Source organism: Frateuria soli, from assembly GCF_021117385.1.
GTDB classification, from domain to species: domain Bacteria; phylum Pseudomonadota; class Gammaproteobacteria; order Xanthomonadales; family Rhodanobacteraceae; genus Frateuria_A; species Frateuria_A soli.
This window is the reverse complement of the sequence record NZ_CP088252.1, coordinates 2,830,489-2,851,024: the sequence shown is the minus strand read 5'-3', so window position 1 is coordinate 2,851,024 and position 20,536 is coordinate 2,830,489. Positions and strand designations below refer to the sequence as shown.

The 20,536-nt window shown below is 69.1% G+C and carries 18 protein-coding genes and 1 pseudogene; 9 read left to right on the top strand and 10 right to left on the bottom strand.

What is annotated here, in order from left to right; all coding sequences use genetic code 11:
• Window positions 1–16: 16 nt before the first annotated feature.
• On the bottom strand, window positions 17–982 hold the full coding sequence (locus LQ771_RS13150) for a mitochondrial fission ELM1 family protein (protein ID WP_231349853.1): 966 nt from the start codon (window positions 980–982) through the stop codon (window positions 17–19).
• A gap of 135 nt (window positions 983–1,117) precedes the next feature.
• Between LQ771_RS13150 and LQ771_RS13145 the strand changes: the two genes are divergently transcribed.
• Together LQ771_RS13145 and LQ771_RS13140 are read left to right on the top strand one after the other, a co-directional pair.
• Complete coding sequence (locus tag LQ771_RS13145) at window positions 1,118–1,723, top strand: malonic semialdehyde reductase (protein ID WP_231349852.1); 606 nt, start codon at window positions 1,118–1,120, stop codon at window positions 1,721–1,723.
• A gap of 22 nt (window positions 1,724–1,745) precedes the next feature.
• Window positions 1,746–2,324: a YceI family protein gene (locus tag LQ771_RS13140; RefSeq protein ID WP_231349851.1), complete on the top strand. Its 579-nt coding sequence runs from the start codon at window positions 1,746–1,748 to the stop codon at window positions 2,322–2,324.
• Window positions 2,325–2,413: 89 nt separating this feature from the next.
• On the opposite strand, the gene LQ771_RS13135 is transcribed toward LQ771_RS13140, so the two are convergent.
• The gene (locus LQ771_RS13135) at window positions 2,414–3,676 is read right to left on the bottom strand and encodes a Yip1 family protein (RefSeq protein WP_231349850.1); all 1,263 of its coding nucleotides are present in this window, start codon (window positions 3,674–3,676) and stop codon (window positions 2,414–2,416) included.
• Between the two features lie 255 nt (window positions 3,677–3,931).
• Here LQ771_RS13135 and LQ771_RS13130 point away from each other — a divergent pair, with 255 nt between their 5' ends.
• From LQ771_RS13130 to LQ771_RS13115, 4 genes are all read left to right on the top strand, one after another.
• A complete protein-coding gene (locus tag LQ771_RS13130; protein ID WP_231349849.1) occupies window positions 3,932–4,138 on the top strand; it encodes a zinc-finger domain-containing protein in 207 nt (68 codons plus the stop codon).
• 87 nt (window positions 4,139–4,225) lie between these two features.
• A complete protein-coding gene (locus LQ771_RS13125) occupies window positions 4,226–5,350 on the top strand; it encodes a glycosyltransferase (RefSeq protein ID WP_231349848.1) in 1,125 nt (374 codons plus the stop codon).
• 98 nt (window positions 5,351–5,448) lie between these two features.
• Window positions 5,449–6,705, top strand: a complete 1,257-nt coding sequence (locus LQ771_RS13120; protein ID WP_231349847.1) for an O-antigen ligase family protein — start codon at window positions 5,449–5,451, stop codon at window positions 6,703–6,705.
• A complete protein-coding gene (locus LQ771_RS13115; RefSeq protein ID WP_231349846.1) occupies window positions 6,698–7,477 on the top strand; it encodes a glycosyltransferase family 2 protein in 780 nt (259 codons plus the stop codon). The genes LQ771_RS13120 and LQ771_RS13115 overlap by 8 nt, the downstream gene beginning before the upstream one ends.
• Here LQ771_RS13115 and lpxL read toward each other — a convergent pair.
• Window positions 7,468–8,379 (bottom strand): LpxL/LpxP family Kdo(2)-lipid IV(A) lauroyl/palmitoleoyl acyltransferase, encoded by a 912-nt coding sequence (lpxL, locus tag LQ771_RS13110; protein ID WP_231349845.1) that lies wholly within the window; start codon window positions 8,377–8,379, stop codon window positions 7,468–7,470. The genes LQ771_RS13115 and lpxL overlap by 10 nt on opposite strands.
• A gap of 99 nt (window positions 8,380–8,478) precedes the next feature.
• Here lpxL and waaA point away from each other — a divergent pair, with 99 nt between their 5' ends.
• Window positions 8,479–9,741: a lipid IV(A) 3-deoxy-D-manno-octulosonic acid transferase gene (gene waaA, locus LQ771_RS13105; protein ID WP_231349844.1), complete on the top strand. Its 1,263-nt coding sequence runs from the start codon at window positions 8,479–8,481 to the stop codon at window positions 9,739–9,741.
• Between the two features lie 54 nt (window positions 9,742–9,795).
• Here waaA and LQ771_RS13100 read toward each other — a convergent pair whose 3' ends face one another.
• Together LQ771_RS13100 and LQ771_RS13095 are read right to left on the bottom strand one after the other, a co-directional pair.
• A complete protein-coding gene (locus LQ771_RS13100) occupies window positions 9,796–11,136 on the bottom strand; it encodes a TolC family outer membrane protein (RefSeq protein ID WP_231349843.1) in 1,341 nt (446 codons plus the stop codon).
• Window positions 11,137–11,166: 30 nt separating this feature from the next.
• A complete protein-coding gene (locus LQ771_RS13095; protein ID WP_231349842.1) occupies window positions 11,167–11,826 on the bottom strand; it encodes a protein-L-isoaspartate O-methyltransferase family protein in 660 nt (219 codons plus the stop codon).
• Between the two features lie 357 nt (window positions 11,827–12,183).
• Between LQ771_RS13095 and LQ771_RS13090 the strand changes: the two genes are divergently transcribed.
• On the top strand, window positions 12,184–12,834 hold the full coding sequence (locus LQ771_RS13090) for a TetR/AcrR family transcriptional regulator (protein WP_231349841.1): 651 nt from the start codon (window positions 12,184–12,186) through the stop codon (window positions 12,832–12,834).
• A 118-nt stretch (window positions 12,835–12,952) separates the two neighbouring features.
• Window positions 12,953–13,576 carry a ferritin-like domain-containing protein gene (locus tag LQ771_RS13085; protein WP_231349840.1) on the top strand — a complete coding sequence of 208 codons (624 nt, stop codon included), beginning with the start codon at window positions 12,953–12,955 and terminating at the stop codon, window positions 13,574–13,576.
• 1 nt (window position 13,577) lies between these two features.
• On the opposite strand, the pseudogene LQ771_RS13080 reads toward LQ771_RS13085, so the two are convergent.
• The 5 genes and pseudogenes from LQ771_RS13080 to LQ771_RS13060 form a co-directional block, all read right to left on the bottom strand.
• Window positions 13,578–14,354 (bottom strand): annotated as a pseudogene (locus LQ771_RS13080) (zinc-binding alcohol dehydrogenase family protein); the annotation flags it as partial.
• 116 nt (window positions 14,355–14,470) lie between these two features.
• Window positions 14,471–15,004, bottom strand: coding sequence for an inorganic diphosphatase (gene ppa / locus LQ771_RS13075; RefSeq protein WP_231349839.1), 534 nt, complete (start codon window positions 15,002–15,004; stop codon window positions 14,471–14,473).
• 243 nt (window positions 15,005–15,247) lie between these two features.
• Window positions 15,248–16,078: a 2OG-Fe(II) oxygenase gene (locus LQ771_RS13070; RefSeq protein WP_231349838.1), complete on the bottom strand. Its 831-nt coding sequence runs from the start codon at window positions 16,076–16,078 to the stop codon at window positions 15,248–15,250.
• Between the two features lie 46 nt (window positions 16,079–16,124).
• On the bottom strand, window positions 16,125–18,239 hold the full coding sequence (locus LQ771_RS13065; protein ID WP_231349837.1) for a prolyl oligopeptidase family serine peptidase: 2,115 nt from the start codon (window positions 18,237–18,239) through the stop codon (window positions 16,125–16,127).
• A 252-nt stretch (window positions 18,240–18,491) separates the two neighbouring features.
• Complete coding sequence (locus tag LQ771_RS13060) at window positions 18,492–20,516, bottom strand: sodium-translocating pyrophosphatase (protein WP_231351912.1); 2,025 nt, start codon at window positions 20,514–20,516, stop codon at window positions 18,492–18,494.
• Window positions 20,517–20,536: the final 20 nt, after the last annotated feature.

The window sequence follows — 20,536 nt, the reverse complement described above, 5'->3', positions numbered from 1 at the left end:
TTGCCGCGAGCTGGACTCAGAGCAGCCCGAGTCGCCGCCGCACGGTCGCGGCGATGTGTTCCGTCTCGCGCAATGCCGGCTGGTGCAACGGCGTACCGGTCTGCAGATCGTGCAGCAACCCGCCCTTGCGCAGCGCGTGGTGGAAGCGGGCGAGTTTCGCCGGCAGCGGCGTGCGCGCGAAGGTGTGCACGGGGCAGCCGACGGCGCAGGCCTCGGAGAGCATGTTGACCGAATCGGGCGTGACCACCAGGCGGTCGGCCCAGGCCAGCACGCCCGGATAGGGATTGGGGCCATCGCTCTTGCCGCTCCAGTGCAATCCGGGAGCGCCGTCGAATGCGTTGCGCAGGGCCGTCGCAAGGGCGGGCGGCGTCCGCCGCGAGGCGAGGACCAGCAGGCTGCCGCCGTCGCGCCGCTGCAAGGCGCGCAGGCCCTCGATGAAGGCTCCGGTCCACGCCTCGTCCAGCGGGATGCCGCGGCGGGGGCCGCCGAGCAGCACGCCGATGCGCGGCGCGGGCAGGTCTGTCAGGCGCGGCCAGGCGTCGCGTGCGTCGGCCAGCCATTCCTCGTCGATGGGATTGAGCGAGCCCAGTGGCGTCAGTACGTTCGGGCCGGTCAGGCCATCGTGGCGCGGCGCGATGACCACGTCCCAGTGTCGGGAACGAACGCGTGGATCGAGGATCTGCACGGTTCGGCAACGGCCGCCGGAGGACGACCGAAGCAGGCGCGTGAACAGCGCGGCGGCGCGCCCGCAGCCGACCGCCACCCGTGGCCAGGGCGGCGCGAAGCGCGCGCGTTCGGCGGGGGGCAGCGCGAGATCGGCGCCCAGCGTCAGGCGCGGTGCCAGCCACGCCCAGGGGCCGCGCGGCTCCAGCACCAGCGGTCGCACGGGCAGGCCGAGTCGCTCGGCCAGCGCCAGGGCCTGGCGCCGGTTGCCGGCGGCCGCGTCGGTGATCGCCCAGCACTCCTCGAGCAGTCCGCTCATGGGGCGGCGGCCCGGGCGATTGTTGGCGGATTCTGCACGCTGGGTTTCCCTTTCCTCACCAGACCATCGGCGCCCTTGGGCTTACACTTGAAGATCGCCCGCGCCGGACGGCGCGCCATGACCCAAAGGATACCCATGAGCGAAGTGCTTTCCGAGGCCGCCCTCGATCAGTTGTTCCGCACCGCGCGTACCTTCCGCCGCTCGGCCGAGGCGTGGCTGGACGAGCCGGTCACCGATGCGCAGCTGCACGCGATCTACGACCTCGCCAAGCTCGCGCCGACCAGCGCCAATGCTTCGCCCGCCCGCTTCGTGTTCGTGCGCTCGCCGGAGGCCAAGGCGAAACTCGAGCCGGCGCTGGACCCGGGCAACCGCGACCAGACCATGGCCGCGCCGGTCACCGTGATCGTGGCGGCCGACCACGCCTTCTACGAGCACCTGCCGCGACTCTACAAGGAATCGCCTGACGCGATCGGCTGGTTCGCCGGCAAGCCGGCCGCGATCGAGGCGACCGCCTTCCGCAACTCCAGCCTGCAGGGCGCGTACCTGATCATGGCCGCGCGCGCGATGGGGCTCGATTGCGGCCCGATGTCCGGCTTCAGGAACGCGCTGGTGGACGAGGCCTTCTTCGCCGGTACGCAGGTCCGTTCCAACTTCCTGATCAACATCGGCTACGGCAATCCCGCCGTGCTGCGTCCGCGCGAAGACCGCTTCGCGTTCGACGAAGCCTGCCGGATCGTCTGAAAACCCATTGCAGGAGTCACGCATGCGCATGTTCAAAGCGGTTCTCTTCGCCGGCCTGTTCGGCGCCGCGGCACTGGCCCAGGCCGCACCGGTCACCTACCAGCTCGACCCGCACCATACGATGGTACTTTTCAGCTGGAGCCACTTCGGCTTCTCGCATCCGACCGCGGAGCTGGGCCTGGGGCAGGGCACGCTGGTATTCGACCCGGATCACCCCGAGCAGGCTAGCGTGCAGGTGACGCTGCCGATGGCCGGGCTGGATACGCACGTGCCGGCGCTCGACAAGCACCTGGCCAAGCCCGATTTCTTCGACTCGGCCAGCTACCCGACGGTGACCTACAAGAGCACGAAGGTCGAGCCGCTGGGCAAGGACCACTTCCGAGTCACCGGCGACCTGACCGTGCACGGCGTGACCCGGCCGGTGGTGCTCGATGCCACGCTCAACCGGATCGGCAAGCATCCGATGAGCGGCGGTCCGTCGATCGGTTTCGATGCGTCCGGCACGCTCAAGCGCTCGGACTTCGGTGTCTCCGCGTACGTGCCCAACGTGAGCGACGAGATCACCCTGCGCATCACGACCGAGGGTTCGGCAGGCAAGTGACGCGTCCGGCGGTGGAAAAAAGGAAGCCCGCGTCGTGATGGCGCGGGCTTCGTTCTTGCGGGGCCTGGGCCTGCCGCCGATGCGATGGGTCAGTGCCTGGCGACGCCTTCCTCGCGCAGCGCTTCGAGCCCGTCCAGGTCCACGCTGGCCACGGCCTGCTTGAGATCGTCGATGCTGCCGCCGTCGCCCTGCGCCTTGACCGTGAAACGCTGGCCGACCACCACGCTGTACTCGCCGCTCCTGGACTCGTGGTCCCACTCTTCGTGGGTCAGCCGGCCGTCGGCCGTGTAGGTCTTCTCGTAGCCGTGATCGGTGCTGCGCTCTTCTTCCGGCGCCATCGCGCCGGCCATCGCCATCAGGCCCTTGGCGGTGCCCATGTCGGTCACTTCCAGCGTGACCCTGCGGCCGTTGTCGTCGCCATATTCGGCATGCGCCTCGGTGACCTGCATGCCCATGGCGTTGCTGCGCTGGGCCGAGCTGCTGGTGCGCTTGAAGCCGGGCAGCGTCTCGGGCAGGAAAGCCTTGACCTGCTCGGTGGGCAGCGCCTGCACGTCGCCGTCGTTGCCCATCGCCGCGCCCATCATCTTGTTCATCGCGGCCTGCTGCGCGGCGCTGTCGCCGGACTTCTGCGCCGCTTCCAGTTCCTTGCTCGCCTGTTCGGCGCGCTCGCCCATGGCGGCCAGCTTGCCGAGCGCGCTGTCGGGATCGACGGTGACGTTGTCGCTGGTGCTGCCCAGGTGCGTGCCGGTCATGGCCGCACCGGTGTAGGCGGCGGTGCCGATCACGCCGGCCACGATGAGGCCGACAATCCAGCTGAGCACGATGGCGATGATCACCGCCAGCGCGGTGTAGCCGCCGGCCTTCTCCGGCGGGCACTTCATGGTGAAAGGCAGGCCCAGGTAGAGCAGGTAGATGCCGTAGATCGCGCCGGCGATCGCGATCAGCCAGCCGATCCACGGGATGATCACCGCGATGCCGGCGACCCAGGAGGCGGTCCAGGCATAGGCGACCGTCTTGAGCGCCTGCACCATGTCCTTCTGGCCGTTGAAAGTGCCGGCCAGCGCATTGATCACCAGCGCCATGACGTAGGCGACCACCAGCGACAGCACGTACTGCAGCACCATGCCGCCGATGCCTGCGCCGATCGGCGTGCGCACGTGCACGCCCATGAAGCCGGTGCCGATCAGGCTGCTCTTGATGAAGCCGGCAATCGCCGGCAACGCGGCAATCCAGACGATGTAGGTGGTGTACAGGCCGCCCACGCTGGCCGGCTCGGCGGCCGCGACCGGCCACTCGGTCCTTGGCGTGGCCAGGATGGCCTTGGCCCGCGCGATGGTTTTTCCGAAATCCATGGTTTTTCCCCTTGCGACGTATGAATGCGGCGACGGATGGCCGTCGTGCGGGCGGCGGCCCAAGCCAGGCTGCCGGCCCATCCACGGTCGTCCCCTTCGGCGCGCCGCCCACCCCTTCGGGCGACGCCGTCGCACAGTTGATGGCAACGGCAGGCCGAAGTCCAGTGCAGGCCCGAGGCCGGCGGCCACCCTGCGTTGCAGGGGCGGGGCCCCTGCTACCATGTGCGGCTCGGAATCCCCTTTCTGGAGCCTGCCATGTCGCGCCCCCTGCCCGAGGCCGCGCCGATCCCGGCGAATGCCGAAAATCGTTACGAAGTGACGCGCAACGACCTGCCGTTGTCCTGTCCAACGCCGGCCATGTCCCTGTGGAACTCGCACCCGAAGATCTACCTGCCGATCGTCGAGGACGGCGGGGAGACGGTCTGCCCTTACTGTGGCGCGCATTACGTCCTGCGCGACTGATCCGGGCGCGCCTGCCGGTCCCCGGACCCGGGCGTTCGGCACGATCGCTGCTTGCCCCAGTGGATGAAGGCCACCCAACAACCCCTCATGTCTGCCGTCGTCACTCCCACCCGGCGCCTGGTTGTCGTCCAGCTGATCCCGGCGCTGCATGCGGGCGGGGCGGAGCGTTCGACGCTGGAGGTGGCGCGGGCGCTGGTGGCGGCGGGGCACCGCTCGATCGTGATCTCCGCCGGTGGGCGCCTGGTGGCACAGCTGGAGGCCGAGGGCAGCGAGCACGTCACGCTGGACATCGGCAGCAAGTCGCCGCGCACGCTGTTGCGCCTGGCCGCGGTGCGCCGGCGGTTGCGCGAGCTCAAGCCGGACATCGTGCATGCCCGCTCGCGCCTGCCGGCGTGGCTGGGCTGGTGGGCCTTGCGCGGGCTGAACCCGCGTCCGCATTTCGTCACCACCGTGCACGGACTCAATTCACCCGGTCGCTACAGCTCGATCCTGCTGCGTGGCGAGCGCGTGATCGCCGTCTCGCAGACCATGCGCGACTACGTACTCAGCCATTACCCGTGGCTGGACCCGGCGAAGGTGAAGGTGATCCCGCGCGGCATCGATCCGGAGGCGTTCCCGTACGGTCATCGCCCGGATGACGCCTGGCAGAAGGCGTTTTTCGCCGAGTTCCCGCAACTGGCCGGCGCGCCGTTGCTGACCCTGCCGGGGCGCGGCACGCGCCTGAAGGGCCACCACGAGGCGATCGAGCTGATCGCCGAGCTCAAGCGCCGCGGCATCGAGGCGCGCCTGCTGCTGCTGGGCGTGATCGAGCCGGGTCGGGAGGCCTATGTCCAGGAGCTGCGGCAACTGATCCACGAGCGCGGCATCGAGGCCCAGGTGGTGCTGGCCCCGCCGCGCAACGACGTGCGCGACATCTATGCGGTGTCGGCGCTGATCCTGCAGTTGTCGACCCGGCCCGAGTCGTTCGGCCGCACGGTGGTCGAGGCGCTCTCGCTGTGCCGTCCGGTGCTCGGCTACGCCCACGGCGGCGTCGGCGAGCTGCTGGCCGAGCTGTATCCGGCCGGACGCGTGCCGGTGGGCGACCGCCGCAAGCTGGTCGAGCGTGCCGCCGAACTGCTGCGCGTGGCGCCGCCGATTCCCATGCTGCAGAGCTACCGGCTGTCGGACATGCAGCAGGCGGTGCTGGCGCTGTACGGCGAAGTGGCAGGCTGAACCGCACCGGCGCTGCGGGGCACTGACCCGAGCCCTGGCCCGTTGCGGCGCTGACTACCACGCGGGGCCCGGCCGCCGGCGTCCTCTACAATCCCCCGATGCCTCTCGCCCGTTCCCTTGCTGCCGCCCTGCGCTCGCCGCTGCTGCCGTTCTGGCTGGTGATCGCGCTGCTGCCGGCAGGGCGCAGTTCGGAACTGGGAACGTTGCTGTGCCTGATCGGCACCATCCTGCTGTTCGTACGCCACCCACGGGCGCTCGAGGAGCATGCCGGCGCACGCCTGCTGCTGGTGCTGCTGGCCTGCTACGTGGGCGCCGCGTTGTTCTCCTCGTTCGACGCGGTAGCGCCGGGGAAGAGCTGGGGCACCACCGCCGGCCTGCTGCGTTATGTGCCGCTGGGACTGTATGCCTGCTTTGCGATCCGCCGTGGCGATCGCCTGCGCACGCTGTACTTCGCCGTTGCCGCCGTCAACGCCCTCTGGGTGGCCGACGCCTGGCTGCAGGCGCTCACCGGCGTGAGCCTGGGCGGCCACGCCGAGGCCGAGCGCATTTCGGGCATCTTCGGCGCGGACAATCTCAAGCTCGGGCCCACCCTGGCCGTGCTCGCACCGTTCGCGCTGTGGGCGGCGCGCGAGCGCTGGGGGCGCATGGGGCTGGTGCTGGCGTTCGTGCTGTTGTTGGGTCCGGTGCTGCTGGCCGGCTCGCGGGCCGGCTGGCTCACCTATGCACTGGTCGCGCTGGCCTTCGCCTGGCGCGAGGCCGCTTCGGCGCGCCGATTCCTTCTCTGGTGCGGCGCCGGCGCGCTGCTGGCGGCATTGGCGGGTACCCTGGCCTGGCACGCCTCCGGCCGCTTCCATGAGCGCATGGAGCGTACCCTGGCCGTGTTCGCGGACGAGCCGCAGGGGCTGGACGAGGCACTCACCGGCCGGCCTGCGATCTGGCGTGCCAGCGTACGGATGGCGGCCGACCATCCCTGGAACGGCGTGGGCGTGCGCGGTTTCCGCTACGCCTATCCCGACTACGCGCCGGCCGACGACCACTTCCTGGTCGCGGAGGCCTGTGGCGTGGGCGAGGGTGCCTGCCACGCGCATCAGCTGGTGCTGGAAGTGCTGAGCGAGACCGGCGCGGTCGGCCTGGCGTTATGGCTGGCCGCCGCCGCGATCGGGCTGCGCGCATGGCGTCGGCAGGCACCGGCGGCGCGGGTTCGCGCCTTTCCCGCTTCGGTGGCGCTGGCGGTGATGCTGTTCCCGCTCAACACCCATCTGGCGTTCTACTCGGCCTGGTGGGGGCTGCTGTTCGCCTGGCTGCTGGGGCTGTGGTGCGCGGCGCTCTACGTGGTGGAGGAACGCAATGCGTGAGCCGCTGTCGGCCGTGGTGACGACCTACAACAGCGCTGCCACGCTGGACGCCTGCCTGGGTTCGGTCGCCTGGGCAGACGACATCGTGGTGCTCGATTCGGGCTCGACCGACGACACGGTCGCAATCGCCTGCCGCCACGGTGCGCGATTGCACGTGCAGCCGTTCGCCGGCTACAGCGCGCAGAAGCAGGCCGCGATCGATCTGGCCCGGCATCGCTGGGTGCTGCTGCTGGATTCGGACGAGGTGCTGCCGTCCGCCGCCGCCGCGACCCTGCAGCGCGCGCTGCAATCGCCGGCCTGCGCCGGCTACGAGCTCTGGCGGCGCGAATGGGTGTTCTGGCGCTGGCAATCGCCGCGCGCGCGACGCAACCATTACGTGCGGCTGTTCGATCGCGAACGGGCGCGCATGAGCGGACACAGCGTGCACGAGGGGGTCGAGGTGGACGGGCCGGTCGGCCAGCTCGACGTCGTGCTGGACCATTTCGGCGAACCGGACATCGCCGGCCGCGTGGACAAGGCCAACCGATATTCCACCTTGCAGGCGAACGACGATGCGCGCCGGCAACGCGCATGGGTGGGCTGGCGGCTGGTCGCCTATCCGACGATCGCGTTCCTGCGTTACTACCTGCTGCGCGGGCACTGGCGCGCCGGCTGGGCAGGTTTCATCGCCGCGCGGGTGCACGCCTTCTACGCCTTCCTCAAGTACGCCAAGCTGCATGAACTGCGCATGCGCAGCGCACCCGGCGCGGCGCGCCACCCGCGTCAGCGGTAGACCGGCGGCGCGCCCGGTGGGCGGGTCTTGAAGCGCTTGTGCACCCACAGGTACTGCGCGGGCGCGGTGCGCACCATCTGCTCGATGGCGGCGTTGACCCGCGTGGTGTCGGCGGCCGCGTCGCCGCCCATCGGCAGCGGCGCGCCCAGCCGCATGGCGTAGCCGCCCCCGGGCAGTCGCTGGTGGAAGAACGGGATCACCTGCGCCTGGCCCATCCGCGCCAGGTGGTGGGTCGCGGTGATGGTCGCCGCGGGCACGCCGAAGAACGGCACGAACACGCTGTCCTTGCTGCGCATGTCCTGGTCGGGCGCGTACCAGACGGTGCCGCCGCCGCGCAGGTACCTCACCGTGCCGCGGATGTCGTCCTTCTCGAACATGGCCGCGGCATAGTGCAGGCGCGCGCGCAGCACCGCCCACTCGAACACGGCCGAATCCATGCGCCGGTACATGCCCGCGATCGGGATGCGTCGCGAGATCAGGCGCGCACACAGTTCAAGGTGCGAGAAGTGCCCGCCCACCAGCAGCACGCCCTGGCCTTGCGTGCGCGCCGCTTCCAGGTGTTCCAGGCCTTCGATGTGGGTAGGGATGCGCGCGATCGCGCGGTCGGAACCCATCCAGCCGAGCGCGAACTCGACCAGCATCAGGCCGATGTCGGTCAGGTGTGCGTCGACCAGTGCGGCCTGCTGGCGCGCGTCCAGTTCGGGAAAGCACAGCGCGATGTTGGTTTCGGCGATGCGCCGCCGACGCGAGGGCACGTGGCGGATCAGGGCACCGAACGCGCGGCCCACCCGGATCAGCAGCGGATAGGGCAGGCGGGCGATCAGCCAGATCGCGCCCACGCCCAGCCAGGCGGGCCAGTGGCGCGGCGCAAGCAGGGCAGGGTCGAAGGAAGGGCGGGGCATGCCGGGCATCCGGGGGATTGTAGCCGTTGAAGCCCTCTTCCCCGAGAGAGGGAGCAGGCACCGCCTATAATCCCGTCACTCCGACCGTTTGGCCTTCCGTTGCGCTACCTCTACACCTTCGTGATGTACCTGGCGACGCCGCTGATCGTGCTGCGTCTGTGGATCCGTGGCGCGCGTTACGGCAACTACCACCGGCGCTGGCCGGAGCGCTTCGGCCTGTTCCAGAAGCCCCGGTTCAGCGGCAGCCTGTGGGTGCATGCGGTGTCGGTGGGCGAGGTCAACGCGGCCGAGCCGCTGATCAAGGCGCTCAGGCGCGATTACCCCAACGCGCCGCTGGTGGTCACCACGGTGACGCCGACCGGCTCGGCGCGCGTGCACCAGCTGTTCGGCGACAGCGTCTTCCACGTCTACCTGCCCTACGACCTGCCCTTCGCGGTGCATCGCTTCCTGAAGCGCGTGCGTCCGCGACTGGCGCTGATCGTGGAAACGGAGATCTGGCCGAACCTCTATTTCGCCTGTCGGCGTCGCGGCATCCCGCTGATGATCGTCAACGCGCGATTGTCCGAGCGCTCGTTGCGCGGTTACCGGCCATTGCGTTCGCTGGTGCGCTCGGCGTTGCGCACGGTCCGGCGGATTGCCGCGCAGTCGCGCACCGACGCCGCGCGCTACCGGCTGCTGGGCGCCGACCCCGCGCAACTGGTGGTCAGCGGAAACCTGAAGTTCGACATGCCCGTACCCGACGGCGCGGTGGACAAGGGTGCCGCGCTGCGCGCGCAATGGGGGCCGCGTCGCCCGGTGTGGATCGCCGCGAGCACGCACGAGGGCGAGGAACTGGCGGTGCTGGAGGCGCACCTGGACGTGCTGCGCCGGTTGCCCGACGCCTTGCTGCTGATCGCGCCGCGCCACCCCGAGCGCTTCAGGCTGGTCGAGCATTCGGCCCGCAGCCTGGGCTTCACCGTCGCCACGCGCAGCGTCGAACGCGTGCCCGGCGCGCACCAGGTGTTCGTGATCGATGCGATGGGCGAACTGATGCCGTTCTACGCGGCGTCCGACCTGGCCCTCGTCGGTGGCAGCCTGGTGCCGATCGGTGGGCACAACGTGCTGGAACCGGCGGCGCTGGCGCGGCCGGTGCTGGTCGGCCCGCACACGTTCAATTTCGAGGAGATCACCCTCACGCTGATCCGCGAGGGCGGCGCCCGTCGTGTCGCGCAGGTGGACCAGCTCGGCCACGAGGTGCTCGACCTGCTGCGCGACGAACGCGAGCGCGAGCGGATGGGACGCCAGGCGCGGCGCGTGTTCGACAGCGAGCGCGGCGCGGTGGCGCGGGTGATGGAGCTGATCGACCGCGTGCTGGAGGAATAGGGCGTTACCGCCCGCATCCCTCCCCGGCGCGGCCGGGGAGGGATGGTCGAAGCGTCACTGGAGCAGCGAGTTGACCGCCTCGATGTCCTTCACGTCGATGGTGCCGGCGGCCTGCTTGAGCTGCAGCTGGTCCAGGATCAGCGCATGGCGCGACTGCGAGTAGCTGCTCTCGGCCTGGGTCAACGTCTGGATCGCGTTGAGCACGTTGAGCATGGTCTGCGTGCCGACATCGAAACCGGCGCGGGTGGCCTCCAGCGCCTTCTGGCCGGATTCGACCGAAGCCTTGTTCGCCTCCACCTGGCTGATGCCGGCGATCACCGAACGATAGAAGTTGAGCGTGTCGCGGGTGACCTGGCGACGCTGGGCCTCCAGCGAGTCCTCGGCCGCGTCGCGCTGGTAGATCGACTGGCGCACGCGCGATTGCGTGGCGAAGCCGGAAAAGATCGGCACGTTGAGGGTGATGCCCACCGTGGTGCCGTAGCGGCCGTTCCGGTCGGCGAATGCGCCGCCCATGTTTTCCAGCCAGTTGGCCGAGGTGCCGCGGCTGACCGAGGCATTGATCGTCGGCAGGTGGCCGGCGCGGGCCGAATTGACCGCATGCGAGGCTGCTTCGACGTTGTACTGCTGGGCGATCACGTTCGGGTTGTTCTTCTGCGCCTGTTGCACCCAGGCATTCGGATCGGCCGGGTTGGGCGGTACCATCGGCAGGTCGTCGCGCAGCTGCTTGAGGTCGCCGACCGGCTTGCCGGTGATCTGGGCGAGCGCTTCGCGCGCGTCGTTCAGGGCGTTGTTGGCGGCGACCGTCTGCGCCTTGGCCAGCTCGTAGTACGACTTGGCCTGGTACACGTCGGTGACCGCCGACAGGCCCACGTTGAAGCGCTGCTCGGCCTGCTCGTAGGACTGCCGGAACGCATCCTCGTTGGCCTTGGCGTAGGCCAGCTCGTCCTGGCTGGTCAGCACGCCGAAGTAGGCGGCGGTGACGCGCACCAGCAGTTCCTGCAGCGCGGAGTTGTACTGCGCGTTCTGCGAGTCGGCCTGGGACTCGGCCGCGTGCAGGTTGGCGATCTTGCTGAGGTCGAGGATGGTCTGGCTCAGCTCCAGCGACTCGTCGCGGCTGCGCAGGTGGCCGGCGTTGAGTGGAGCCCCGCCGTCCGTGATGGTCTGCGCATTGGCGCCGCTTGACTGGCTGAAGGTGGCGCGGCCCGAAAGCTGCGGCAGCAGCAGGGCGCGGCTCTGCGTCACGTTCTCGCCGACCGAAAGGCGCTGTGCCTCGGCCTGCGACAGCACCGGGTCGTTGGCGCGCGCTTGGCGGTAGGCGTCCATCAGGTCCTCGCCGTGACCGGGCAGCGAGGTCGCCGACAGGGCCAGTGCGAGGGTGAGCAGCTTCAAGCGCATCGGGGTTGCCTCATGCAATCGATTGGAAGTTTAGAAGACGAAACGGCGGGGTGGCTCGGCGTGAGCCAGGTACGGCAGATCGGTCTCGAACAGATACTCCTCGCGCAAGCCGCCGTTGCCGGCCTGGGTCAGCAGCACGGCCTGCTGCACCGGCGACTCGCCGCGGATCGCCAGCAGGCGGCCGCCCGGCTTGAGCCAGCCCAGGAAACGCTGCGGGACCTGCCACACGGCGCCGGTCACCACGATGGCATCGAACTTCTCCTGCGACTGCCAGTCCTGTACCGCGTCGGCGGTCACCAGCGTGGCGTTGGCGATGCCGGCCGCGGCCAGGCGTGACTGCGCGGCGGCGGTGAAGTCGCCATGCACGTCGACGCTGGTCACGTGCGCGGCGAGCGTGGCCATGCACGCGGTGAGGAAACCCGAACCGGTGCCGATCTCCAGCACGCGGTCGGTCGGCTTCAGATCCAGTGCCTGCAGAACGCGACCCTCGATCACCGGCTTCATCATCACCTGGCCATGACCCAACGGCAGGCACAGGTCGGCGAAGGCGAGCTGGCGGTGCTGCGGCGCCACGAAGTCTTCGCGGCGCACCTGCGCCAGCGCATCGAGCACGCGCGCGTCGAGCACATCCCAGGGTCGCACCTGGTTCTCGACCATGTTCTGCCGTGCCTGTTCGAAATTCATCGCCATGGTCTTACGTCCGCAAGAATCAAAAAGATCAAAAGGATAAGCGTTCGGAGGCCGTCGCGACAGTGACGGTTAGGGTGCGGCCTCGAGGCAGGTGTCCGAAGTGCCGGAAGTCACCGCGCCGCATTGACGGAAGTCATGCCCGGCGCGGTGTCCGCGGACACCGCGCCGCCCGGGTCCGCTCGCGCGCGGTGCCAGCCCCGCAGCCGGCATGCGACGTGCATGGCGGTACACTGCGCACAAGGACGTCCGGGCCGTTGACGGCATGGCTGTTTCCATGGAACTGGAAATAAGTAAACCGATCCGTATAATAAAGTGGCTGATCTTTCTTGTGAAGCTGCTCCCGCCCAAGGTGTATCCATGAATTGTCCCGCCCACGCCAAGACTCCCGGCCCCGGCCGTCCGAAGGACATGGAGAAGCGCGCGGCGATTCTGGAGGCGGCCAAGGCGCTGTTCATCCGCAACGCCTTCGCCGGCACCAGCATGGATGCGGTGGCGGCCGAGGCGGGCGTGTCCAAGCTCACCGTCTACAGCCACTTCGGCGACAAGGACAATCTCTTCCGCGAAGTCATCCGCGCCCGCGTGAACGACCTGCTGCCGGAAGAGACCTATCACTTCGATCCGCGCGAGGACATCGCCGAGACCTTGCTGCGCGTCGCGCTGACCCATGCGCGGCTGGACTGCAACGCCGAGACGGTCGGCACCTTCCGCGCGATCCTTTCCGACTGCCGCCAGGGCAATCCCCGCTATGGCCGGCTGATGTGGGAAGAGGGCGCCACGCGCACGCATGGACTGATGGAACGCCTCCTGCAGCAGGCGGTTGACGCCGGCAAGCTCCAGATCGACGACGTGCCGCGCGCCTGCGTGCAGTTCCTCACGCTGATCAAGGGCAACCTGATGATGCGGCAGATGTTCGGCTGCTGCGAATGCCCGGACAGCTACGCCGCCGAGATCGAGGCGACCGCGCGCGCCGGCGTGAAGATGTTCCTGCGCGCCTACCTGCCGCGCTGACACGGTCCAGCCCACCCATCGGTCCGCCGGGCCGAACCACCCTGCGGGGTGGCTGCTTCACCGCCGTTTCGCGCCCCTCCCGCTAGCCTGACCCAGATACCACCATCCGAGAACAGACATGGCGAGCAAGCCGTTCCTGACCGACATCGAGGCCATCCGCAAGCGCGCCCGCGAGCACATCGACCAGGGTGCGATCACCGCCGGTTACACCGCCGATCGCGAGACCGTGATCAAACTGCTCAACGAAGCGCTGGCCACCGAGATCGTCTGTACGCTGCGCTACAAGTATCACTACTACATGGCCTCGGGGATTCAGTCGCAGGCGGTCAAGGCCGAGTTCCTAGAGCACGCGCAGCAGGAGCAGGAACACGCCGACCGCATCGCCGAACGCATCACGCAACTGGACGGCAAGCCCGACTTCAACCCCGACGGGCTGCTCAGCCGCGCGCACGCCGATTACGCCGAGGGCGCGGACCTGGTCGACATGATCAGGGAAGACCTGGTGGCCGAGCGCATCGCGATCGATACCTACCGCGCGATCATCGAGTACATCGGTGGTGACGACCCGACCACCCGCCGGATCATGGAAGAGGTGCTGGCGCAGGAAGAGGAGCACGCCGAGGACATGGCGACTTTGCTTGCGCAGCTGGGCGAGAAGGCCGAGCCGAAACAACCGGCGAAGCCCCGGCCCGCGGCGCAGTCGTCCGCCGGGGCCGGCTCCGGCTCCGGCAGGCAGCACTGAGTCACCAGCCGGCGAGCACCAGCTTGCCGATGCTGCTGCCGGCCTCGATGCGCCGGTGGGCTTCGCGCAGGTTCGCCGCGCTGATCGGCGAGAGCACGTCCCGGGCGATGCCACGCAGCTCGCCGGCATCGACCCGTTGCGCCACGCGCGCGAGGATGCGGCCCTGTGCGGCCAGGTCCGCGGCGCCGGTGCGCGTGCGGGTGAACATCGACTCCCAGTGGATGCCGATCGACTTGGCCTTGTACGGGCCGCCGAGCGGCAGTGGCCCGCGCGGCTCCACGACCAGGCCGACATGCCCCTGCGGCGCGACCAGCTCGCCCAGGGCCTCCCAGTAACGATCGGTATCGGCCAGGTTTATCGCCGCGTCGACTTGCGCGAGGCCGAGCGCGGCCAGCTGGGGCGCCAGCGGTTGCCGATGATCGATCGTCTCCGCGGCGCCGAGCTGGCGGCACCATGCGGCCGTCTCCGGACGCGAGGCGGTGGCGATCACGCGGAAACCCGCCCGCCGCGCAAGCTGGATCGCCATCGAACCGACGCCACCGGCGCCCGCGATCACCAGCAGCGTGCGCCCCTGGCCGCCGTGTGCACTGTCGAACGGCATGCGCTGGAACAGCAGCTCCCAGGCGGTCAGCGAGACCAGCGGAAGTGCCGCCGCCTGCGCGGCATCGAGCGTGCGTGGTGCGTGCGCCACGATGCGCGCGTCGACGGCCTGGAACTGCGCGTTGCTGCCCGGTCGCGTGGCATCGCCGGCGTAGTACACGCGCTCGCCCCGCGCGAAACCCCGCATCCTGGCCGAGCGGCTGGGCGAGGTGCCGCCGTGGGAGCGCGCCTCCGGCGCGCAGGCATGAAAAAGGCGCACCGCCTCCATGGCGGTGCGCTTTTGGGCAACGCGGTTTACTTGGCGGCCGCGTAGCGCTCGACGCCCGCGCGGATCTCCGCCTTGGCTTCCTCGGCGCCGACCCAGCCGTCGACCTTCACCCACTTGCCCTTCTCCAGGTCCTTGTAGTGCTCGAAGAAGTGGCCGATGCGCTCGAGCCAGTGCGGCGAGACGCCCTTGATGTCGCTGATGTGCGCATAGCCCGGGAAGATCTTCGGCGCGGGGATCACGACCAGCTTCTCGTCGCTGCCGGCCTCATCGCTCATCTTCAGCATGCCAACGGGAATGCAGCGGATCACCGAGGCGGGAATCAGCGGCAGCGGCAGGATCACCAGCGCGTCCAGCGGATCGCCGTCGCCACCCAGCGTGCCGGGCACGTACCCGTAGTTGCACGGATAGCGCATCGGCGTGGACAGGATGCGGTCGACGAAGATCGCGTCGCTTTCCTTGTCCACTTCGTACTTGACCGGTTCGGCATCCTTGGGAATCTCGATGACGACGTTGATTTCGTCCGGCACGTTGCGGCCGGCGGGAACGTGATGCAGACCCATGGGAATCCTTTGGGGGAGGCGGAAAAAGCGAGGCGCGAAAGGATACGGCAAACGCTGTTGCAATGCAGCGAAATACAGGGCGGGTGTTTAGCGGATGGCTATCCTCACGGCCCGCTCGGAGCCGTGCGCCTCCTGTCGCTCTCCCCCGGCGGGTCGCATGGCCTGAGGGAAGATGCCCCGCCGAGTCTCGGGGCGCGGCACGCCGGGTCCCGGAGGGTGCGTGGTGGGCGGTGGCGGGTGCGGTCAGCGCAGCGGCCGCTCGCGCAACCACTTGGTGGCGATCCACTTCTCGCCCCGGATCACCGGCAGGCCGGCGTGCAGCGAACTGGCATCGCCGCCCTCGTAGGCGAAATAGACGGCCGAACCGGCCAGCGCCGTGACCGTCAGCCCGACGTTCGGAAACGCGGTGCCGCCGCCCTCCTCGGGCGTGTTGAGGTACATCACGACACTGGCGATGCGCTGGCCGCCGCGCGCGGTGACCGCCGCGTAGCCTGGCTGGGTGGGGTCGAACCAGTCGTAGTGCGGCTCGTACTCCTGGCCGGGCAGGTAGTGCAGCACCTGCAGGCCTTCGCCGTGTTCCACCGGCAGGTCGAGCAGCTTCGCCAGGCGCGCTTCGATGCCGCGCACCAGCGGCGTCTCGCCCAGCGTGAAGAACATCCCGGCGCTGCTGCGCCGCTCGTCGATCTGGTGCCTGCCGTCCTCGGCCACCGTCTTCGCGCGGTCCAGCCGCGGCCGCGCGGCATCGATCAGCGCGGCGCATTCGTCCGCGTCGAGCAGCCCGTCGAGTACGCGCACGATCGGTGCCTCCATGCCGGCACTCACGCGGACCTCGCGGCCGTCGACCGCTACCCGCGGCGCGGCAGGCGCACGGGTGCGCCTGCCGCCGGGCGCGCTGGCATTGATCGAGCTCAGCGGAATCTTCAGCACCTCGGCGACCGCGCTGCGGCATTGCGCCGGTGGATACCCGGCCTCCTTGAGCAGCTTGAGCACTTCCGGCACGCCGTGGCCTGCGCGCGCGGTGGTCATGATCCATTCGCGCAACTGGGGGGAAATGCTGCCGGAAGAAGCTCTCATGCGTTGCGTGCGGGAGGTTGCGGCGGCCGGGCGGCCGCCGGAAACCTCATTTTACGTGCTGCCACAACCAGGTGTACTCGAGCGCGTGCATGAAGGCCGACTGCTTGTTGTCCGCCGCGCCGCCATGGCCGCCCTCGATGTTCTCGTAGAAGTCCGCGTCGTAGCCCATCGCCTGCATCTTCGCGGCCATCTTGCGCGCGTGCGCGGGGCCCACGCGGTCGTCGCGGGTGGAGGTGGTGAACAGCACCGGCGGGTACGGCTTGCCCGGCTGGGCGTTCTGGTAGGGCGAGAAGGTCCGGATCCACGCCCATTCGGCCGGCTTGTCCGGGTCGCCGTACTCGGCCATCCACGACGCACCGGCGGACAGGTGCGTGTAGCGCTTCATGTCCAGCAACGCGACCTGGCTGACGATCGCGCCGTAGAGCTGCGGATAGAGCGTGAGCATGTTGCCCATCAGCAGGCCGCCGTTGCTGCCGCCCATCGCGGCCAGGTGCGCCGGCGAGGTGACCTTGCGCCGGATCAGGTCCTGCGACACCGCGGCGAAGTCCTCGTAGGCGCGCAGCCGGTTGGCCTTGAGCGCGGCCTTGTGCCAGCGCGGGCCGTACTCGCCGCCGCCGCGGATGTTGGCGATCACGTAGACGCCGCCGTGTTCCAGCCAGGCGCGGCCGATGCTGCCGCTGTAGCTCGGCTGCAGCGCGATCTCGAAGCCGCCGTAACCGTACTGCAGGGTGGGGTTGGCGCCATCGAGCTTCAGGTTCCTCGGCGCGATCTCGAAATACGGCACGCGGGTGCCGTCCTTCGAACGCACGAAGTGCTGGCTGACCGCGTACGTCGAGGCGTCGAAGAAGTCCGGGCTGTGCTTGATCGCTTCGGCCTCGCCCTGGCCCAGCGTGCCGTAGTAGAGCGTGGTCGGCTGCAGGAACCCGGAGACGGTGAGGAAGTAGTCGTCGCTCGCGTCCGCATCGATGCCACCGGCGTCGATCGCCGACAGCGCGGGCGCGCCGCGCAACGGCTGGCGCTTCCAGGCCCCCGGCTGCGGGGTGAGCACTTCGAGCCGGTTCACCACGTCCTCCATCACGTTGAGGATCAGGTGGTGGCGGGTCCAGGAATAGCCGTCCAGCGCGGTGGTGTCGGTCGGCTCGAACAGCACGGTGATGTCGCGCTTGCCCGCAACGAAATCGTCGAAGTTCGTCGCCAGCAGCGAGCCGGCCCTGTACGCGTGGCCGCCGACGGTCCAGTCGCTGCGCGGCTCGATCAGCAGCCATTCGCGCTCGACGCTGGTCTCGGCGTCGGTCGGCACCTCGATGCGGGTGAGCTTGCCGTCCTTGCTCAGCAGGTAGCTTTCGCTGTCGTAGAAGGCCAGTGCGCGTTGCACGAAGCTGCGTTCGTAGCCGGGGGTCAGGTCGCGGTAGGCGCTGACCGCCAGGTCGTCGTGCTTGCCTTCGTAGATCGTCACCGCCTCCGCCAGCGGCGTACCGCGGGCCCACAGCTTGGCAATGCGCGGGTAGCTCGACTCGGTCATCGAGCCGGGACCGAAATCGGTGCCGACGAAGATGTGGTCCTGGTCGGCCCAGGCCACCTGGCTCTTGGCCTCGGGCAGCGTGAAGCCGCCCTCGACGAAGGCCTTGTCGTGGAGGTCGAACTCGCGCACCACGTCGGCGTCCGCGCCACCACGCGAGAGCGACAGCAGGCAGCGGCGGTAGTCGGGCTTCAGGCATTGCGCGCCGTGCCAGACCCAGTTCTCGTGCTCGGCCGCGGCCAGCGCGTCGAGGTCGAGGACGGTCTCCCAGGCCGGCTGGGCTTTGCGGTACTCGGCCAGCGTGGTGCGCCGCCACAGGCCCTTGGGATGGGCCTTGTCGCGCCAGAAGTTGTAGTAGTGATCGCCGAGCTTTTCGACGAAGGGGATCCGCGCGTCCGAGTCGAGCACTTCGAGCAGGCGGGCGTCCAGGCGCTTGAACTCGGGCGACTGGGCGTAATCGGCGATGGTGGTGGCGTCCTGTTGCTTGACCCAGTCCATCGCGCGGGTGCCGTCGATGTCCTCGAGCCAAAGATACGCGTCGTCGGTGGTGTGTGCGCCGGTTGGCGCGGAGGTCCGTGCGTGTGTCATGCCTGCCAGTGTGAGGCCCAGCGCGAGCGCGAGCCAGCGGGAGGTGTGGGTCATGTCGTTGTCCCCTGTGGAACGGATGAGTGTGGAGGGTGGAGTGGTGGACTGCCTGTGACTAAAGTCAGCGCCTGCTTTGCCCCCTCTCCCCACCGGGGAGAGGGCCGGGGTGGGGGGCTCGCGGGGAACTCCGCTCATGCCCTGGACAAAGCGAAGGCCCCGCAAGGGGCCTTCGATGGTGGCCATTCGCAAGAGTGGCCCCTCACCCCAACCCTCTCCCCGGAGGGGAGAGGGAGCTTGGGCCGAGGTTGCTCAGAGCAGCGGGATCAACAGCAGCGCCACGATATTGATGATCTTGATCAGCGGATTGACGGCCGGACCGGCGGTGTCCTTGTACGGATCGCCCACGGTGTCGCCGGTGACCGCCGCCTTGTGCGCCTCCGAGCCCTTGCCACCGTGGTTGCCATCCTCGATGTACTTCTTGGCGTTGTCCCAGGCACCACCGCCGGTGGTCATCGAAATGGCCACGAACAGGCCGGTGACGATGGTGCCGATCAGCACGCCGCCCAGCGCCTTCGGTCCGAGCAACAGGCCGATCACGATCGGCACCACCACCGGCAGCAGCGAAGGCACGATCATCTCGCGGATCGCCGAGCGGGTGAGCATGTCGACCGCCTTGTCGTACTGCGGCTTGCCGGTGCCTTCCATGATCCCGGGGATGGTGCGGAACTGGCGGCGCACCTCTTCCACCACCGCGCCTGCCGCGCGGCCCACCGCCTCCATCGCCATGGCGCTGAAGAGGTAGGGGATCAGGCCGCCGATCAGCAGGCCGATGATGACCATGTGGTCGGACAGGTCGAAGGCGAAGGTGGTGCCCGCGTTGTTCACTGCCAGGTTGTGCGTGTAGTCGGCGAACAGCACGAGCGCGGCGAGCGCGGCCGAACCGATCGCGTAGCCCTTGGTCACCGCCTTGGTGGTGTTGCCCACGGCGTCCAGCGGATCGGTGATCCCGCGTACTTCCGGCGGCAGGTCGGCCATCTCGGCGATGCCGCCGGCGTTGTCGGTGATCGGGCCGTAGGCGTCCAGGGCCACGATCATGCCCGCCATCGAGAGCATCGATGTCGCCGCGATCGCGATGCCATACAGGCCGGCCAGATAGTGGGCACCCCAGATCGCCGCGCACACCACGATCACCGGCCAGGCGGTGGCCTTCATCGACACGCCCAGGCCGGCGATGATGTTGGTGCCGTGCCCGGTGGTGGAGGCTTGCGCGATGTGCCGCACCGGCTTGTACTGCGTGCCGGTGTAGTACTCGGTGATCCACACGATGAGCCCGGTCAGCACCAGGCCGATCAGTGCGCACCAGAAGATCGACATGCTGTCGATGGCGCCGCCGTCGGCCGACAGGCCCTGGGGCAGCAACTCCCGGGTGACGAACCAGAAGCCGACGGCCGAGAGCACCGCCGAGACGATCACGCCCTTGTACAGCGCGCCCATGATCGAGCCGCCCTCGCGCACCTTGACGAAGAAGGTGGCGATGATCGAGGCGATGATCGAGACGCCGCCGAGCACCAGCGGATAGAGCACGGCGTGCGGATCGGCGGTGAACATCAGTCCGCCGAGCAGCATGGTGGCGATCACCGTCACCGCATAGGTCTCGAACAGGTCGGCCGCCATGCCGGCGCAGTCGCCCACGTTGTCGCCGACGTTGTCGGCGATCACCGCCGGGTTGCGCGGGTCGTCCTCGGGAATGCCGGCCTCGACCTTGCCGACCAGGTCGGCGCCGACGTCCGCGCCCTTGGTGAAAATGCCGCCACCGAGACGCGCGAAGATCGAGATCAGCGAGCTGCCGAAGGCCAGGCCGACCAGCGGATGCAGCGGATCGGGCACGCCCAGGTGGTTGAGGACCATCCAGTAGCCGGTCACCCCCAGCAGCGCCAGGCCGACCACCAGCATGCCGGTGATCGCCCCGCCGCGGAATGCGACATCCATGGCCGCGCGCATGCCGCTGCGTGCGGCCTCGGCGGTGCGCACGTTGGCGCGCACCGAGACGTTCATGCCGATGTAGCCGGTGGCGCCGGAGAGCACCGCCCCGACCAGGAAGCCGATGGCGGTGTACCAGTTAAGGAAGAAGCCGATCAGGACCAGCAGGACGATGCCCGCCAGCGCGATGGTGCCGTACTGGCGGTTGAGGTAGGCGCGGGCGCCTTCCTGGATGGCCGCGGCGATCGCCTGCATGCGTTCGTTGCCGGCCGAGCGGCCAAGAACCCAGCGTACCGAGACCAAGCCATAGAGAATCGCGAGAACCGCGCACCCCAGCGCGATCCACAACCACATACCGTCCTGCTGCTGCATTC

What these genes read in the sequence shown, in the direction of transcription:
- LQ771_RS13150 (WP_231349853.1), bottom strand. Translation starts at nt 982, where the DNA reads ATGAGCGGACTGCTCGAGGAGTGCTGGGCGATCACCGACGCGGCCGCC.
- LQ771_RS13145 (WP_231349852.1), top strand. Translation starts at nt 1,118, where the DNA reads ATGAGCGAAGTGCTTTCCGAGGCCGCCCTCGATCAGTTGTTCCGCACC.
- LQ771_RS13140 (WP_231349851.1), top strand. Translation starts at nt 1,746, where the DNA reads ATGCGCATGTTCAAAGCGGTTCTCTTCGCCGGCCTGTTCGGCGCCGCG.
- LQ771_RS13135 (WP_231349850.1), bottom strand. Translation starts at nt 3,676, where the DNA reads ATGGATTTCGGAAAAACCATCGCGCGGGCCAAGGCCATCCTGGCCACG.
- LQ771_RS13130 (WP_231349849.1), top strand. Translation starts at nt 3,932, where the DNA reads ATGTCGCGCCCCCTGCCCGAGGCCGCGCCGATCCCGGCGAATGCCGAA.
- LQ771_RS13125 (WP_231349848.1), top strand. Translation starts at nt 4,226, where the DNA reads ATGTCTGCCGTCGTCACTCCCACCCGGCGCCTGGTTGTCGTCCAGCTG.
- LQ771_RS13120 (WP_231349847.1), top strand. Translation starts at nt 5,449, where the DNA reads ATGCCTCTCGCCCGTTCCCTTGCTGCCGCCCTGCGCTCGCCGCTGCTG.
- LQ771_RS13115 (WP_231349846.1), top strand. Translation starts at nt 6,698, where the DNA reads ATGCGTGAGCCGCTGTCGGCCGTGGTGACGACCTACAACAGCGCTGCC.
- lpxL (WP_231349845.1), bottom strand. Translation starts at nt 8,379, where the DNA reads ATGCCCCGCCCTTCCTTCGACCCTGCCCTGCTTGCGCCGCGCCACTGG.
- LQ771_RS13100 (WP_231349843.1), bottom strand. Translation starts at nt 11,136, where the DNA reads ATGCGCTTGAAGCTGCTCACCCTCGCACTGGCCCTGTCGGCGACCTCG.
- LQ771_RS13095 (WP_231349842.1), bottom strand. Translation starts at nt 11,826, where the DNA reads ATGGCGATGAATTTCGAACAGGCACGGCAGAACATGGTCGAGAACCAG.
- LQ771_RS13090 (WP_231349841.1), top strand. Translation starts at nt 12,184, where the DNA reads ATGAATTGTCCCGCCCACGCCAAGACTCCCGGCCCCGGCCGTCCGAAG.
- LQ771_RS13085 (WP_231349840.1), top strand. Translation starts at nt 12,953, where the DNA reads ATGGCGAGCAAGCCGTTCCTGACCGACATCGAGGCCATCCGCAAGCGC.
- ppa (WP_231349839.1), bottom strand. Translation starts at nt 15,004, where the DNA reads ATGGGTCTGCATCACGTTCCCGCCGGCCGCAACGTGCCGGACGAAATC.
- LQ771_RS13070 (WP_231349838.1), bottom strand. Translation starts at nt 16,078, where the DNA reads ATGAGAGCTTCTTCCGGCAGCATTTCCCCCCAGTTGCGCGAATGGATC.
- LQ771_RS13065 (WP_231349837.1), bottom strand. Translation starts at nt 18,239, where the DNA reads ATGACCCACACCTCCCGCTGGCTCGCGCTCGCGCTGGGCCTCACACTG.
- LQ771_RS13060 (WP_231351912.1), bottom strand. Translation starts at nt 20,516, where the DNA reads ATGTGGTTGTGGATCGCGCTGGGGTGCGCGGTTCTCGCGATTCTCTAT.